Genomic DNA, 15,973 nt, shown 5'->3' on the forward strand with positions numbered 1-15,973 from the left:
GTGATGTCAGTTCTTTTTTTCTTGATTAATATGATTCATATGATCAATTATTTGAGATAAAATACTTTTTACATGATTATCATCTAAAGAGTAAACAACAGTCTTTCCTTCTTTTCTAGATTTCACTAAATGATTTTCCCTTAGAAGTTTTAATTGATGAGACACAGCAGATTGTTCCATCTCAAGATACTCTGTAATAGCAGACACATTCATTTCTGTCTCTGACAATGCTAATAATATCTTTAACCTTGTCGCATCACCAATTGTTTTAAAAAGCTTACTTGTTTCTTGAATCGTCTCTTGATTTAAATATCTCATGTTGATTCCCCCTGCCAACTTTCACGTTTATTCTATATAGGCTGCAAGTGATGATTCAAGCATAGATAGTTTTTTTTCTGTGACGTCTTTTGATTTGCCAACTATTCCCATGTAAAATTTAATCTTTGGTTCTGTACCAGATGGTCTGACGGCAATCCAGCTTCCATCTTCTAAAAAGAATTTCAACACATTTGCTGAAGGTAATGTTAGTGTTTCTGTTGTACCATCTTGCTTGTGACGTGTTTGAGTTAAATAATCTTCCACATAACTCACAGCTAATTCTCCAAACATATTAGGTAATTCTTGACGAATTGAGTTAATTATATCTTGAATTTCTTTTAATCCTTCAACACCTTGTTTTGTTAAAGATATCGTCTTTTCTTCAAAGAAACCAAATTCTGTATAAATCTCTTGTAAGCCATCATATAGAGTTTGTTCTTTTTCTCTATAGTAAGTAGCAATTTCAGCTAATAGAACCAGTGTCTGAATAGCATCTTTATCGCGAACAAATGGTTTAATTAAGTAACCATAACTCTCTTCAAAACCAAACATAAACGTATATTCTTTTGTCTCTTCATATTGTTTAATTTTTTCTGCAATAAATTTAAACCCAGTTAAGACACTTTCCATTTTGACCTTATATTTTTGGCAAATAGCCGTTGGTAGCTCACTTGATACGATAGATTTTAGGACAACAGCATTTTTTGGTAGTTCTTCATTATCTGCTTTTTGAGATAGGATGTAATGAATCATAACACTTGCTAGTTGATTACCTGATAACACTTCATAATCACCATTAGGCATACGAACAGCTGCTGCCAAACGATCTGCATCTGGATCGGTTGCAACTAAAACATCTGCCCCGTTTTGTTTTCCTAATGAAATCGCATATTCAAAGGCATTTTTTTCCTCAGGATTAGGAGAATCGACTGTTGAAAAATTAGGATCTGCAATAGCTTGTTCCTCAACTAAGGCAACATTTGTAAACCCAGCTTCTAGTAGTGCCTTCTCACCTAACATTTTCCCAGTACCATGTAGTGGTGTAAAGACCATATTTAGTTGCTTACCACTTCGCTTAATCATTTCATTGTTAATTGTAACTGTTTTTAATTGATCCAAATACAAGTCATCAATGTCTTCACCAATCATTTTAATAAAGTCTTTTGATTCTGTAATAGGTAAGGTTTTAATATTTAATGGGTTTTCAATACTACGAACATATTTAATCACTTCATCTGCATCATGAGGTGGCATTTGCCCTCCATCAGCACCATATACTTTAAAACCATTGTATTCTGCTGGATTATGGCTAGCTGTAATCATAATACCTGCTATACAATGAAGTTCTCTGACTGTAAATGACAACTCTGGTGTTGGTCTTAGATTTTCAAATATGTAAGATTTAATACCGTGAGCTGCCAAAACACGTCCTGATTCCATTGCAAATTCAGATGATTGATGTCTAGAGTCATAAGCGATTGCAACACCTCTTTTTTTAGCCTCTTCTCCTTGATTTTCAATAAAACGTGCTAAACCTTCAGCTGCTTGCCTAACTGTATAAATATTCATACGATTAATACCTGCGCCTAATTTCCCTCGCATGCCTGCTGTTCCAAATTCTAAAGGCGCATAAAAAGCATCTTCTAGCTCTGTTTGATTATCTACTAAACTAACTAAATTTTCTCTAACCATTGGAGAAAGGTTATCATAATCTAACCACTCCTTATATGTTGTTTGCCATTCCATATAATTACACCTCAATTTTCAATTTATAACACTATTGTATCATTTTTAAGCGCTTTTTCCTAAAGAAAAAAGAGGATGAACAAAAAGTCCATCCTCTTTATTGTATAAATATATCTTTATAACAAAACACTTGTAAATCAGTTAATCCTCTAGGCTTGTTATATATTTATAAACTTCTTGACCAGCAATACTACCATCTCCAACGGCTGTTGCAATTTGTCTTAATACAGTATCACGAACATCACCAATAGCATAGATACCAGGTAAGCGTGTTTCCATATGATTGTTTGTTTGAATCCAACCTTCTTCATTAGTAATAGATAAATCCTTAGCAAATTCTGTTAATGGATCTAATCCTATATAGATAAATACACCATCAGCTAAGAAGTTTTCTACCTCACCTGTTTGAGTATCTTTTAATTGGACCGACTGAACTTTAACATCATCTCCTTCAATAGCAACAGGTACTTTATTCCACTGAAAGTCAATTTTTTCATTCTTAAAGGCTCTCTCTTGTAAAATCTTTTGTGCTCTGAGTTCATCACGTCGGTGAACAATGGTCACTCTACTAGCAAATTGTGTTAAATAAAGACCTTCTTCAACTGCTGAATCTCCCCCACCAATAACAACTAAGTGGCGATCCTTGAAAAAAGCACCATCACAGACTGCACAATAAGAGACACCACGACCAGAGTACTCCTCTTCACCGGGAATGCCAATTTTTCTATGATCGCTACCACTAGCAATAATAACAGCCTTAGCTTCATACGTAGCATCATCACAAATCACCTTTTTAACTGCTCCGTGATCTTCAATTGAAATAACATTTCCATAAGCATGCTCTGCTCCAAAATTAGATGAATTTTCATACATACTCATAGCAAGATCTGGGCCTGTGACAAGTCCAACACCTGGATAGTTTTCAACATCTGCTGTATTCATCAGCTGACCTCCTGGTGCACCTCTTTCAATAACTAAAACAGATAAATCTGAGCGTGAAGCATATAGTGCTGCAGTCATGCCTCCTGGTCCTGAACCAATAATAATAACGTCTTTCATACTAATCCTCCAAATCATTTAACTAACCTTACTTTAACTTGTAAATTCCTTATTGTCCATTCATTCGTCTTCATGTAGAATGGTCATATGTGACGTCACTCTTTTCATTCCTTCTTCCATAAATAAATAAAACATAAAAGAAGAATAAAAATTAAAAAATTATTTAAATTACCCTTTTCTCTAGTCAATTTGCTTAAAAAGTGGTAGCGTATATAAAGTGTGACAAGCCATATGAAAGTAAATGAGTAAAGGATGTAACTATGAAACGTAGAGATTATCAACAACAGAGTAATTTTAATTATGCCTTATTGTTACCCATTTTTTTAATGTTACTTCTTAGCATTTGGTTACAATATTGGGTTGGTTATTATGATGATAATAACCCCCTTAAACAAGCTGGTAAGCAGGTTATATTTGTTCTTGTCGGAACAGTTTGTATGTTTGGGGTTAAATATATAAGAAGAGATATTATATGGAAAGCTGTCCCTTGGTTTTACTTATTTTCTTTATTACTAATGGGTTCTTTGTATTTTTTCTATGATGTTCATATGTATGACATCACAGGAACAAAAAGATGGTTAGATATCTTTGGTATCCAGTTCCAACCTTCTGAGCTTGCAAAAACAGCTTATATCTTATTTATATCAAAAGAACTCGTCAAGTATAACCAGAAAAGAGAAGGAAAAACGATTAAAACAGATTTAAAAATGATTGGTTGGCTAGCTATTGTGAGTGCCCCTTTATTCTTTTTAATGTTTGTTCAAAAAGATTTTGGAACAAGTTTAGTATTTATTACCGTACTAGGAGCATTAATTATTGCCTCAGGTATTAACTGGCGAATTGTAGCTGTTCTTTTTGCTATTTTAGGTGTCATTGGTGGCAGCTTAATATTTTTAGTATTTACCGAGTCCGGTCAAGCCATTCTCTCCTCTTTACACTTTAAAGAGTACCAGTTAAACCGCGTTAGAGCTTGGGTCGACCCGTTTGAGTATGCAGGTACTATTGCCTATCAGCAAGTACAAGGACTACTAGCTATTGGTTCTGGTGGGATGTTTGGTAAAGGGACAACAGGCGTACAAGTTTACGTGCCTGTTCGTGAATCAGATATGATTTTCACTTTTGTAGGTGAAGCTTATGGATTCATCGGAGCAACTGCTGTCATCTTACTTTACTTCTACTTATTTTTCCAAATCTTCTTTACCGGAATCAAAAGTAACTCAACATTTAATATTTATATTTGTGTAGGGATTGTCTTTATGTTAGTTTTCCAAACCTTTGAAAATATTGGTGCTTCAATTGGATTACTACCCCTAACAGGTATCCCTCTTCCCTTCCTTAGTCAAGGAGGAACGGCATTAGTATCTACTATGCTAGCTTTTGGATTAATTTTTGGTATGGATACAACAAAAACGGAACATGGTTAATCCCATTTTCCGTTTTTTTATTACCATTATCTTTTTAGATAAACAGCATAGTCATAAGGATATATTGATTCTTGTCGTACTATATCAATTCCTAAAATTAATTCTGCGTTATCCCATTCTTTTAGTACATCAGGAAGTTTTACTGGTTGATTAGCCCACTCACAAATAATAAGTGCCTCTTGTCCTTTAAGCTTCCTCTTGTAAATAATCATATTATCACTAGATTCAATAAATTCCACTTGAGCATTAGCAAATAAGTCATCTTGTTTCAATGAAAATAATTCTTGATAATGAGTTAAAATACCATCTTCACTTGCAAGTTGGTCACTAACATTAAAGACTGCTTCTTTATTTTCCCCAATTCAATTATTTGTCTGATTAGATTCGCTTTCCCACTGCATAAATCCTCGACTTGCTTCCTTATTTTGTGCCGTAATTCTCTCCATCGCCTCATGATGCTCCCAGCCGCGTTCAATTAAGTAATCATACTGACACCTTGTTATATCATCATAAAATGTATTCACATCATCAATTTCTAAATTCTTCATTCCAATTTCTTCATTCCAATTTCTTCTCCGTAAAGAATCACAGGAATCCCTCGTAATAAATACATACCTGTAGACAATGGTTTGATGCTTTTGACTCTTAGTTTTCCTGTCTGGCCAAATCTTGAAACAAGTCTTGGCATGTCATGATTATTCCAATATAAACTTGGTAATTCATCATTATCTAGCTCTGTCTGCCATGCTTTTAAGCGACCTTTGATACCTTTAACATCTATTACTTTTTTAGTTAATCCTAAGTCTAACTCCTCTTCATTAATATCTAATTTATCTTGAATATGATCAAAAGATATTACCGCATCACATAAATTAGGACCTAAATAAGATTTTGCTAATACTGGTGTGGCTGATGCTGCTTCCCCAAGGATAAAAAGAGAAGGTTTTCGCTTTTTTAGAGCTTCAATAAATTCTTCTAAATATATGGAAACTTCAGGTAAATTAGCATAATATTCCTCTGCAATTAATGTTTTTTCAGGATCTTCTTTAACTATTAGTGAAAAATCTGCTTTTTTCATATGAATGAAAGCATCTAATCTAAAGCCATCGACCCCTTTTTCTAACCAAAATAAAGCGACATTTAGCATGGCTTCTCTAACTTTAGGATTATCCCAATTTAAGTCTGGCATCTCTTTATCAAATAGATGAAAGTAAACTTGATTAAAATATGGTTCTCTCTCCCATACTGGTCCACCAAAAAAAGAAGCCCAATTATTTGGCAGTTCATTTCCCTCCTTTAAATCTTCCCAAAGATAAAAATCTCGGTACAAACTATTCTTATCTTCTGTGGCTGAAATAAACCATGGATGTTTACTAGATGTATGATTTAATACTAAGTCAAACATGATTTTTAGACCGCGTTGATGTGCTTGTTTTATTAATACCTCAACGTCTCTCATACTCCCAAAAATGGGATCAATACTTTCATAATCTGACACATCATACCCATTATCTATTTGAGGGGATAAAAATATAGGGTTTAACCAAATGGTTGTCACACCGATTTGTTTGATGTAGTCTAAAGATTCGATCACACCACGTAAATCACCAATACCACTATGTGAACTATCTTTAAAACTTTTTGGATAAATTTGATAAATAATTTCTTTACTTTTTATTGAGTCTGACATACATTTACCTCCTAGTTCATTCTTTAATCATAGTGTAGGAGATAGGTTCAAAAAGGACAACCTTTCTTTTCTTGTTAGCGATAACAAAATATAAAAAAGATAGCTAGAAACTGATATCTAAAACAGTCTCTAGCTATCTTGTACTATCTCGCTTAATTAAAGTCGGTTCAAAAATTTTAAACCCCTGTTCTTCTCCCCTCTGATTAATTTTATCTAGCAACAAGCTAGCACAAGCCTGTCCCATCTCTAAAACTGGTTGTTTGATAGTTGATAGTCTGGGGTAAGCCACTTGGTCCAAAAAGACACCATCATAACCAATAACTCCAAAATCATCTGGAATGATACAATCTTGACTTAACAAACCTCTTTCTATTCCAATGGCTAAACGGTCACTGGCACAAACAAAAGCCGTATTTTTAGGAAATTTCCCTTTATTACTCTCAATAAAACACCTAGCATAGCGAGAACAATTTTCAAATTTATAAATAACAGGCTCTAAATGATGTTTCTTCATCATTTTTAAATAACCCTTCTCTCTAGAACACTCAAATGGTTCATCAACATCAATCCCTATAAACACAATATGTTCATATCCTAAGCTGATAACATACTCTGTTGATAACTCAACACCTTTTTGATTATCTGTGTCAACATAATCATATCCTAATTTATTTTCTCCAAACAAAATAAATGGTTTATCTAAATCTTTTATCCATAAAAAATCAGACTTCCGCATACCTGTGATAATCAATCCATCACTTTGTCCAGTATCAATACTGTTTTCTGTCAACAACTGTAAGGAATAGTGATGTTTATCTAATTCTCTTGAAATCCCCATAAGCAAAGACATAAAATAAGGCTCAGTTGTATCCATCTCTTCTAAGATAAAAAAATTAATAACTTGACTTCGGTTATTAGCAAGCGCCTTTGCGGCTATATTAGGACGATAATTAAGCTCTTTCATCGCTTGAAATACTAATTCTTTTAACTCATCTGTCACTTTTTCTGGATGATTTAAAACTCGTGATACAGTCATTTTTGATACATTAGCTTTTTTTGCTACATCTGTTAGTGTTGCCAAGCACATCACTCCTATTACGGTGTCACACTATTTTTTATTTCATTAATTAATTCTTTTAATGATAATTTACCTCTAAAATTAAATAAAGTTAACGCAATATTTATCCCAATTAAGCCACTGGTAACGATAAAAACGGTACTATAATCTGATCGGTTAGCCACTAATGATCCTAGAAGTGGTCCTGCCACTTGACCAAAGTTAGTGAACATTTGATTAAAACTAAATATTCGACTCACTCCATTAGCTGGGGTAAGCTTACTAATTAGAGAATTAACAGAAGGCATAAGCGCTCCCGTTGAAAAACCTAATAAAAATCTTAACACACCTAATTGAAAGGGTGTTTTGATAAATCCCATAGGTAATATACAAAGAAAAGATAGAGATAAACCAAAAATTAACACATATTGATTACCGAATTTATCTCCTAATTTACCTAATAAGGGAGCTGATATAAAAGTTGAAAAACCAGCGATTGATACAATTAAGCCACTAACAAATAAAATATTATCGTTTTGACCACCTAATTGTCTGATATAAAGAGTTAGAATTGGACTAATAGTTGTCATACCAATTTGAATAATAAAAGTAGTTAGTAACAAACCAAACAGCAGCCTAGGTTGTTTGATGCTCTTTAGCATCTCCTTGGTTGGCATAACCTCAGCCCGTTCAATCGGTGTAAAATCTTCCTTAACAAAAAACATAGTTAAAATCGTATTAATTAATAAAATGACACCCGTTACAATAAATACATTTCTAATTCCAACGGTCTGTGCCAAAAAACCACCTAAAGATGGCCCTATCAAACTACCTGCCACAGCACCAGTTGCTAACGTACCTAATGCCCAACCACTCTTATCTTTTGGAGCTTGTGAGGCAATCATAGCAGTAGCATTAGGAACATAACCTGATAATAATCCATTAAAAAAACGCATAACCAGCAACCAAAAAACGTTAGGAACAAAAGCAAGCGAGCCCATAGTAATCGTCATACCAGCTGCTGCTCTAACCATCATTAATTTACGACCTCTTCTATCTGCCATATTCCCCCATAAAGGAGCAACTAAGGCTGCTGAAAGAGCAGTGATACTAATTGATAATCCAGCATAAAACTCTACTTTATTTTGCGGAGCTCCTAGTTCTTCTATATATATCGGGATAAAGGGCATAACTAAACTAAAGCTGACTCCTGTAAAAAAACAACCGAGCCAAGCAATATACATATTTCGTTTCCAATCAATCTCCATGAACAACAACGACATCCTTTTCTAATTAACATTTCTCTTACTCAGCTGATAGTTCTTCCAGTATATATTTAATTTCTAAATTAAAATCATGGGTTGATTTAGAAATATCCTCTCCTACCAAAGAGAGATTAGAATCCTCTAAAGTCTCTTTTAGGCCATTTAGCTGATCGACTAACCTATTAGACTCAGATAACACATCTTCAAAGACTTTGATTTCTTGAGTGTTAAGACTTACTTTTAAAGAGTTTTCTCTATATGTTTGAATTAAGTCTTTTAATTCTATCGAATGACTTCTTTTTTCCATCTCTATCACCTCTTAATTATCATACGCTAAATTCTACAAGATTTCTATTGTTATCAACTCATTCACCAAAAAATACCTATCAGTAGAATAGAATCACTGATAGGTATTTTCATTAAATATATTTAACCTGCTACATAGTGGCTAAAACGATAAAATTAATTACAAACAATCCAGTAACAACCCATAAGACTGGAGAAACTTCTTTGAATTTACCTTTTACAACTTTCACAATCACATAAAAGATAAATCCTGCTGCAATACCATAAGAAATACTATAAGCAAGACCCATGAATATCGAAGTAAAAAAGGCTGGGATGGCATCTTCTAGATTAGTCCATTCGATTTCTTTAAATGAAGCCATCATCATAATTCCTACAATAATCAAAGCTGGCGCTGTCGCTTGGGCAGGTACAACACCTACAACTGGTGATAGGAAGCTACTTAATAAAAACATAATAGCAACTACAACACTAGTTAAACCTGTTCTACCACCAACACTAATACCAGCAGCACTTTCTACATAGGTCGTGACATTACTTGTTCCAACCACTGCCCCTACACTAGTTGCAATGGCATCTGAGAATAATGCCTTGTACATTTTAGATTGAATCCCTTTATTTTCTTTTACAGATTCTTCATCAGCTTGAGAGAAAATACCAGTTCGTCTACCTGTACCAATAAATGTTCCAATTGTATCAAAAATATCAGATAGACTAAATGCCAATATGGTTAATAACACTTGTGGTATTTTTTCTACGTCTGAGAAAAGTGAGGGCATACCATTTGGACCAAAAGCTGCACCAAACGTCACGCCTAACTCTTTAAAAGAATTCCCTAAAGAATTTTGTTCAAAATTAATGCTACTTAAATCAACAACACCCATTGGAATAGCAAGAATTGTTGTTGCAATGATCCCAATCAAAATACCACCTTTGACATTTTTTATCACTAAAATAGTTGTTATGATAATACCTATCAAAGCTAAAATGATAGCTGGATTATTAAAGTTAGCTAAAGCAGGTACAATACCACCATTTGATACGACGTTAATAGCTTTATCTCCATCAACTGTAGAAGAAACAATTGTGTTTTGATCTGATGTAAATTGTAATAGTCCTGCATTTTTAATGCCGACATAGGCTATAAAAATACCAATACCACCACCAATAGCATGTTGTAAACTGATGGGGATTGACTGAATTATTAGTTTTCTAAGCTTTGTAATGGTAATAACAATGTTGATAATACCACAAATAAATACCATAGCTAAACCTTGTTCCCAAGAATATCCCAACCCCATCACTACTGTAAAAGTAAAGAAAGCATTAAGTCCCATACCTGGAGCTTGAGCATAAGGGACATTAGCAAATAATCCCATAATTAATGTTCCTACTGCTGAGGAGATAATAGTTGCTAAAAAGACCGCTTGAAAAGGCATCCCTGAAAGCGAGAGAATTGATGGGTTAACGAATAAAATATAACTCATTGCAAAAAAGGTCGTGAGCCCTGCCATTATTTCTGTTGATACTGTTGTTCCATTTTCTTTTAACTTAAAAAACTTTTCCATTTCTTAACAATACATCCTCTCAATTTATCATTTGTTCGTTTCCTAACAAATTTGATTATAGCTATCCTAATTAAATAAATCAACAAAAAAATGAATTTTAATTTAAAAAATCATTTTAATGTTCGTTTTTATTTAAAACAAAAAGAAAAACACTCATGAATGAGTGTTTTAATATTATTTTATAATATCTCCAAGAATACCATCTGTAACTTCTACTAAATAACTTGGGTCTATCACTAATTGCAAACCCCGTTTACCAGCTGATACCCTTACTTCACTTAGAGACAACATATTCTCAAAGTAAAAAGTAGGGAATTTCTTTTTCATACCAATCGGTGAACAGCCACCGTGAACATAACCTGTTAAAGATTCTAACTCTTTCATCGGTAGCATATCTACTTTTTTATTCCCACTTATTTTAGCTAATTTTTTTAAATCTAGAGTAGCATCACCAGGAATAACGGCAACAAGATAAGGTGTTGTAGTTCCTGTTAAAACTAAGGTTTTATATATTTCATCTGGAGCAACCCCTAAATCACGTGCTGCATCAACAGCACTAAGTGTCTCCTCATCCCACCGATACTCAGTGGTATGAAAAACAATCTGTTGAGCTTCTAGATGACGTATAGCATTTGTTTTAATTTTTTTCTTAGCCATTATCATCGCCCTCTTGGTTTTGACAAGCCAATAACATCCATCCCTTTTCTAAGAGGTCCTATGGGTAGTTGCCCTGGGGCTGACATGTGTTTGCCATTTGATGCATATGTAATACTTGAGCCAAATAATTCCCCAGTCAACCTAGTTAAACGACCAATATCTCCCATACCTATTAAAGTAAATGTTAAATCTGGTTTTGTAGTTTGAATATGGTTTGAGACATCCAATATTCTTAAAACATCACTCATGTCGTGAGGCATCACAGCTAGTTTACAAATATCAGCACCAAATTCACGCATCTCATAAATTGTTTCTAGCATCTCTTGATTAGAAGGTGTTTTACCACCATCATGGTTTGACATCAAGACTTTCACATCATGTAATTTGGCAAAGTCCTGTACATCTGATTCTTTTTTTAATAACATTTCAAATTCTAAATCTACAATATCAACAAGTCCAGTTTCCATCATAACTTTATTTAATTCAAAATAATAATCCAAGTCAATACTTTGTCCCCCTCCTTCTTGAAGAGTTCTAAAAGTAAAAATCAAAGGTTTTTCTTCAATGGCATAACGAATAAAATAAGCTGCTTTTTTCATGAAATGTGGATCGTTTACATACATAAAATAGTCAGCACGCCACTCTATCATATCACAATCAAGCGCATTTAAACGCATCGCCTCTGCAAATAACTCCTCAAAATTTCTCGCTATTAGAGAAACACATACTTTGGGCTCATTTTCACCTAATGTAAGGTTTCTTAGTTTTAATCTTGACATCCTACTCCCACCTATCACTCATAAATTACGACTACTTAATATTATAAAATAAGACTTTTAAATAATTTGCTTCTTTGAATGTATCTGACACTTTAAAGTCAGTAGGCAAGTGATATTTAGCACTTAAGGAAAATGTTCTTCCTGTTTCTTTAATACCATTTTCTACCATGCTTCTAAATTTATCCATAGATACATTAGCAGCATTTGTTGATGCTATGAGTAAACCATTTTGTTTGACTAGTTGAGCTGCTTCATAAGTTAGTTTACCATAATCTTTGGCGACTGAAAAAGTTCGTTTTTTATTTCGCGCAAAACTCGGTGGGTCCATCACTACTATATCAAATGTCATCTCTTTTCTTAAAGCATATTTGAAATAATCAAAAACATCCATCACTATAATAGCTTGTTTGTCTCCATCAATACCGTTTACCTCAAATTGTTCCTTCGTTTTTTCTAAGCTTCGTTTAGCTAAGTCAACACTCGTTGTATGTGTTGCACCACCATAAGCAGCTGCAACTGAAAAAGCCCCTGTATAGCTAAATGTGTTAAGTAACGTCTTACCTGTACTCAAACCTTCTGATAGCTCACGCCTCACATCACGTTGATCTAAAAAGATACCTGTCATCAGTCCTTCATTTAAGTAAGTTGCATAATTAATATTGTTTTCTTTAACAATCAAAGGCTCAGGTGCTTTTTCACCCCATAAAAAAGAAGAGTCTTGTAAACCATCTTTTTTAAATCTTACTTTTTCATAAATACCAATAGCGGGAATGCCTGATTGCTGTAAGGCTTTTAAAATCTCATGTTTTAAACCATAAATCGTTTCGTTATACCAAGATATAACTAAATAACCATCATACCAATCAATCGTCATGCCTCCCAAACCATCCCCTTCACCATTAAATAAGCGAAAAGCTGTAGTACTTTCATCTAAGAAAAATGATTGACGTTCTTGTTTTGCTTCATTAAATAGTTTACTAAAAAAAGCTGGTTTTAATGGCTGGTTTTCTTTAAAACTAATCAACCAACCTATCCCCTTATTTTGTTTCCCTAAATAACCATATCCAATAAATTCCTCGTTTTGAGTATAAAAACTTACCCAACCCTTTGGTAACTCTTTTGGATATGTGACTAAGTCTATATCCTGAATCAAGGGGTAGTCTTTTCTATATTTTTTCACACTTGCTTGTTTTATCTTTATTTTTTCCATTTAGTCAATCCCTCTGAATAAATCTATACATATACTACTACACTATATCAGTTTTTTTTCGTCTTGGCTAAGTTTTCATTAATTAAATTTACCTTTTTTCATAAAAATTCACACTTTTTACTTCTTTCTTCAATTGACATGCCTTTACTGAAACGGTATTATATGATATGAAGCTTTCGGCTAGATTTAGCCTCTTTGTCTTGTTATAGAAAGGATGTTTTTAATTGAAACATAAATATAATACAAATTGGATTAATACGAGAATGGGATTTTTCACCTTAATGGTCATCTTGTTCTGGATTAAAAGTTTATTTGCTTATTCTATTGATTTTAACTTAAATATTGAGTCAACTTTTCAACAATTTATTCTTTTTATTAGTCCTGTTGCAACAACTATCTTTTTATTCTCTGCGGCTTTATATATTAAAAGCCCTAAAAAATCATACATTACTTTAGTCGTGATTTCAGCTCTAACAACGTTACTGCTCTTTTCAAACATTGTGTATTACAGAGAATTTACAGATTTTATTACAGTTAATACTATGCTTGGAGCTGGTAAGGTATCATCTGGTCTTGGAGAGAGTGCTCTTCGTATGTTCAGGCCATATGATGTATTATACTGGTCAGATACTATTGTGATTATCATTTTACTTGCTACTAAAAAGATAAAAATTGATGAAAAACCAGTTAAAGCAAGATCTGCTTTTGCTGTCACAAGTTTTTCTGTTCTACTTTTTTCAGCAAACTTAACATTAGCTGAAACAGATCGTCCTGAACTTTTAAAAAGGACATTCTCAAGAGATCACATTGTAAAATATTTAGGTATGAATGCCTTCACCGTTTATGATGGTGTTCAAACATATCACGCTAACCAGCGACGTGCTCAGGCAAGTGAAAGTGATTTGGTAGATGTTCAAAACTACGTTAAAGAGCATCACACCTCACCTAATGATGATACATTTGGAATAGCTAAAGGAAAAAATGTGATTTATGTTCATCTAGAGAGTTTCCAACAATTTTTAATTGATTATAAGTTAAAAGATGAAGAAGGCGTGGAGCATGAAGTCACACCATTTTTAAACAGTTTATATCATTCAAATGATACATTTAGCTATGACAATGCTTTCCATCAAGTTGGTTCTGGTAAAACAAGTGATGCTGAAACCTTACTTGAAAATTCATTCTTTGGACTTGGTCAAGGTCCTTTATTTTCTCAATTAGGTGATAAAAATAGTTTCCAATCAGCTCCAGCCATTTTAGGACAAACTCAAGGTTATACAAGTGCTGTGTTCCATGGTAATGGCGGCTCATTTTGGAATAGAAATGAAACGTATAAACATATTGGCTATGACTATTTCTTTGATGCTAGTTATTATGATGTTAACGAGGAAAACTCTTTCCAATATGGTTTACATGACAAGCCATTTTTAGCACAGTCCGTTCAATATTTAGAGCATCTACAACAGCCTTTTTACTCTAAATTTATTTTAGTTACAAATCATTACCCATATTCACAATTTAAAGATGATAATGCTGGGTTTCCGATTGCTAAAACACCAGATACAACAATCAATGGTTATTTTGCTACTGCAAACTATTTAGATCAAGCTGTTGAAGAATTATTTACTTACTTAAAACAAACTGGCGTGTATGATGATTCTATCATTGTTTTATATGGTGATCATTACGGAATTTCTAACTCTCGTAATAAGTATTTAGCTGACTTACTTGGTAAATCAAAGGATGATTGGACAGAGTGGGATGATGCACAACTACAACGTGTCCCTGTGATGTTTCATATTCCTGGTCAAGAAAAAGGTGGCATTTCTCACACTTATGGTGGTCAAGTTGATGTATTACCTACTCTACTACACTTATTAGGTATTGAAACAGATAATTATATTCAACTTGGACAAGATTTCACATCTAAAGATAAAGATCAAATTGTTGTCTTTAGAAATGGGCATATTGTCACACCTGTCTATACAATTCTTGGACCTAATGTTTATGATACTAAAACAGGTGAATTATTAGAAGATTTAACTCAAAAACAAATAGACGATATTGCTGATATTAAAGAAAAAGCTGGTACTCAACTTAACATGTCTGATGCCTTAACTAATGGAGATTTACTAAGGTTCTACACAGAAAGTGGTCTACAGCCCGTCGACCCAACACAATATGATTATAAGGATGCTGTTGAGAAGATTACTAAAATTGAAGAAGATAAAGATAGTGATTCTACAAGTATCTATTCACAAAATGGTAACAAATCAACCGTTGATATTTTCGAAACAAAAACATATAAGCAATACCAAGAACAAGAAGAAGCTAAACAAAAAGAACAAGATAAAAAATAAACTAAAAGTCACTATTCGAATGTTGAATAGTGACTTTTGTTTGCTATCAGTATTCATACTAAGTAGAAACAGATTGTCCTTAAAAATAACCTGACTTTTTATGGCTAATTTCATAACCATCTTATATAATAAACCCACCTCAATTAAGGATTATTAATATGGATATCTCTAAAACCATTAAACGACAACGAAAAAAACAGACTCAAACCCAAGAAGAGCTAGCAAATAACATTTGTATTTCTAAAAAGACAGTTTCAAACGGGGAAAACAATACCTGATTTATACAATCGCCGATTGTAAAATTAAGCTAGACAAATAAAAAAATCATTTGTGATACACTCAAATTGTCCAAATTGTATTTCCGACGAAAGAAAACAAGGAGAGTGATCACAAATGACCTATATACATCTTACTACAGACGAGCTTGTTTTAATAGAATCTTATTATCACCAAGCTAAAAAAGTTAAACATGTTGCTGATACTTTAAAAAGATCAAGACTCTAAATTGCAACATTAAGTTAGCCACTCTGGTAA

15 protein-coding genes and 1 pseudogene are annotated in these 15,973 nt (G+C 33.3%); 3 read left to right on the forward strand and 13 right to left on the reverse strand.

Annotated elements, in window-relative coordinates:
- Positions 1–6 precede the first annotated feature (6 nt).
- The 3 genes from VSF34_RS05810 to trxB form a co-directional block, all read right to left on the reverse strand.
- Complete coding sequence (locus VSF34_RS05810; protein WP_326716417.1) at positions 7–318, reverse strand: ArsR/SmtB family transcription factor; 312 nt, start codon at positions 316–318, stop codon at positions 7–9.
- 27 nt (positions 319–345) lie between these two features.
- Positions 346–2,064: a phospho-sugar mutase gene (locus VSF34_RS05815; RefSeq protein ID WP_326716418.1), complete on the reverse strand. Its 1,719-nt coding sequence runs from the start codon at positions 2,062–2,064 to the stop codon at positions 346–348.
- Between the two features lie 141 nt (positions 2,065–2,205).
- Complete coding sequence (trxB, locus tag VSF34_RS05820) at positions 2,206–3,123, reverse strand: thioredoxin-disulfide reductase (RefSeq protein WP_326716419.1); 918 nt, start codon at positions 3,121–3,123, stop codon at positions 2,206–2,208.
- Positions 3,124–3,383: 260 nt separating this feature from the next.
- On the opposite strand from trxB, the gene VSF34_RS05825 reads away from it, so the two are divergent.
- Positions 3,384–4,547 (forward strand): FtsW/RodA/SpoVE family cell cycle protein, encoded by a 1,164-nt coding sequence (locus tag VSF34_RS05825; protein ID WP_326716420.1) that lies wholly within the window; start codon positions 3,384–3,386, stop codon positions 4,545–4,547.
- A gap of 26 nt (positions 4,548–4,573) precedes the next feature.
- On the opposite strand, the gene VSF34_RS05830 is transcribed toward VSF34_RS05825, so the two are convergent.
- From VSF34_RS05830 to VSF34_RS05875, 10 genes are all read right to left on the reverse strand, one after another.
- A complete protein-coding gene (locus VSF34_RS05830) occupies positions 4,574–4,819 on the reverse strand; it encodes a hypothetical protein (RefSeq protein WP_326716421.1) in 246 nt (81 codons plus the stop codon).
- 90 nt (positions 4,820–4,909) lie between these two features.
- Entirely contained in the window at positions 4,910–5,095 is a 186-nt protein-coding gene (locus VSF34_RS05835) for a hypothetical protein (protein ID WP_326716422.1), read from the reverse strand.
- Positions 5,092–6,237 (reverse strand): alpha-amylase family glycosyl hydrolase, encoded by a 1,146-nt coding sequence (locus VSF34_RS05840; protein ID WP_326716423.1) that lies wholly within the window; start codon positions 6,235–6,237, stop codon positions 5,092–5,094. Before VSF34_RS05840 ends, VSF34_RS05835 begins: the two co-directional genes overlap by 4 nt.
- A 133-nt stretch (positions 6,238–6,370) precedes the next feature.
- Positions 6,371–7,318: a LacI family DNA-binding transcriptional regulator gene (locus VSF34_RS05845; RefSeq protein WP_326716424.1), complete on the reverse strand. Its 948-nt coding sequence runs from the start codon at positions 7,316–7,318 to the stop codon at positions 6,371–6,373.
- A gap of 14 nt (positions 7,319–7,332) precedes the next feature.
- Positions 7,333–8,562, reverse strand: a complete 1,230-nt coding sequence (locus VSF34_RS05850; protein ID WP_326716425.1) for a multidrug efflux MFS transporter — start codon at positions 8,560–8,562, stop codon at positions 7,333–7,335.
- A gap of 37 nt (positions 8,563–8,599) precedes the next feature.
- Positions 8,600–8,866, reverse strand: a complete 267-nt coding sequence (locus VSF34_RS05855) for a hypothetical protein (protein WP_326716426.1) — start codon at positions 8,864–8,866, stop codon at positions 8,600–8,602.
- A 130-nt stretch (positions 8,867–8,996) separates the two neighbouring features.
- Positions 8,997–10,433, reverse strand: a complete 1,437-nt coding sequence (locus VSF34_RS05860; protein ID WP_326716427.1) for an NCS2 family permease — start codon at positions 10,431–10,433, stop codon at positions 8,997–8,999.
- Positions 10,434–10,607: 174 nt separating this feature from the next.
- Complete coding sequence (gene ybaK / locus VSF34_RS05865) at positions 10,608–11,090, reverse strand: Cys-tRNA(Pro) deacylase (protein ID WP_326716428.1); 483 nt, start codon at positions 11,088–11,090, stop codon at positions 10,608–10,610.
- A 2-nt stretch (positions 11,091–11,092) separates the two neighbouring features.
- Positions 11,093–11,869 carry a type I 3-dehydroquinate dehydratase gene (gene aroD / locus VSF34_RS05870; RefSeq protein WP_326716429.1) on the reverse strand — a complete coding sequence of 259 codons (777 nt, stop codon included), beginning with the start codon at positions 11,867–11,869 and terminating at the stop codon, positions 11,093–11,095.
- A 31-nt stretch (positions 11,870–11,900) separates the two neighbouring features.
- Entirely contained in the window at positions 11,901–13,079 is a 1,179-nt protein-coding gene (locus tag VSF34_RS05875; protein ID WP_326716430.1) for a class I SAM-dependent rRNA methyltransferase, read from the reverse strand.
- Positions 13,080–13,303: 224 nt separating this feature from the next.
- Here VSF34_RS05875 and VSF34_RS05880 point away from each other — a divergent pair, with 224 nt between their 5' ends.
- Positions 13,304–15,439, forward strand: coding sequence for an LTA synthase family protein (locus tag VSF34_RS05880; protein WP_370659248.1), 2,136 nt, complete (start codon positions 13,304–13,306; stop codon positions 15,437–15,439).
- Between the two features lie 393 nt (positions 15,440–15,832).
- Positions 15,833–15,937: pseudogene (locus VSF34_RS05885) on the forward strand (IS30 family transposase); the annotation flags it as partial.
- Between the last annotated feature and the right edge of the window lie 36 nt (positions 15,938–15,973).

Source organism: Vagococcus jeotgali (genome assembly GCF_035918315.1).
Classification (GTDB): domain Bacteria; phylum Bacillota; class Bacilli; order Lactobacillales; family Vagococcaceae; genus Vagococcus; species Vagococcus jeotgali.

What these genes read in the sequence shown, in the direction of transcription:
- VSF34_RS05860 (WP_326716427.1), bottom strand. Translation starts at nt 10,433, where the DNA reads ATGGAAAAGTTTTTTAAGTTAAAAGAAAATGGAACAACAGTATCAACA.
- VSF34_RS05825 (WP_326716420.1), top strand. Translation starts at nt 3,384, where the DNA reads ATGAAACGTAGAGATTATCAACAACAGAGTAATTTTAATTATGCCTTA.
- ybaK (WP_326716428.1), bottom strand. Translation starts at nt 11,090, where the DNA reads ATGGCTAAGAAAAAAATTAAAACAAATGCTATACGTCATCTAGAAGCT.
- VSF34_RS05850 (WP_326716425.1), bottom strand. Translation starts at nt 8,562, where the DNA reads ATGGAGATTGATTGGAAACGAAATATGTATATTGCTTGGCTCGGTTGT.
- VSF34_RS05875 (WP_326716430.1), bottom strand. Translation starts at nt 13,079, where the DNA reads ATGGAAAAAATAAAGATAAAACAAGCAAGTGTGAAAAAATATAGAAAA.
- trxB (WP_326716419.1), bottom strand. Translation starts at nt 3,123, where the DNA reads ATGAAAGACGTTATTATTATTGGTTCAGGACCAGGAGGCATGACTGCA.
- VSF34_RS05835 (WP_326716422.1), bottom strand. Translation starts at nt 5,095, where the DNA reads ATGAAGAATTTAGAAATTGATGATGTGAATACATTTTATGATGATATA.
- VSF34_RS05855 (WP_326716426.1), bottom strand. Translation starts at nt 8,866, where the DNA reads ATGGAAAAAAGAAGTCATTCGATAGAATTAAAAGACTTAATTCAAACA.
- VSF34_RS05815 (WP_326716418.1), bottom strand. Translation starts at nt 2,064, where the DNA reads ATGGAATGGCAAACAACATATAAGGAGTGGTTAGATTATGATAACCTT.
- VSF34_RS05840 (WP_326716423.1), bottom strand. Translation starts at nt 6,237, where the DNA reads ATGTCAGACTCAATAAAAAGTAAAGAAATTATTTATCAAATTTATCCA.
- VSF34_RS05810 (WP_326716417.1), bottom strand. Translation starts at nt 318, where the DNA reads ATGAGATATTTAAATCAAGAGACGATTCAAGAAACAAGTAAGCTTTTT.
- aroD (WP_326716429.1), bottom strand. Translation starts at nt 11,869, where the DNA reads ATGTCAAGATTAAAACTAAGAAACCTTACATTAGGTGAAAATGAGCCC.